This window comes from Vallitalea sediminicola, assembly GCF_054408565.1.
In genome coordinates, this window is sequence record NZ_BTPT01000190.1 from 1 (window position 1) to 203 (window position 203).

At 29.1% G+C, this 203-nt stretch carries 1 protein-coding gene; it reads right to left on the minus strand.

Annotated features, from left to right (window positions below; genetic code table 11):
• The coding region (locus ACX6CF_RS26375) for a rod-binding protein (protein ID WP_458788359.1) at positions 1-78 on the minus strand (78 nt) is incomplete at its 3' end.
• Positions 79-203: the final 125 nt, after the last annotated feature.

Consider the following 203-nt stretch of genomic DNA (forward strand, 5'->3'; position numbering starts at 1 on the left):
ATCATATAACATATCCTCAAAAAGTTTTTCACCTTGAGATTTTGGCATCAGACCACCACTATGAACTGTACTTCTCATTTCTTTAAACAATTGATTTACAAAATATTGTTCGAATTCTTTACAAGCTTCTTTTAATTGTTTGTCATCTTCTTTTTCTACAGCTTCATTCAATGTAGCCTCAAAAGATTGAAACTAAATCTTTT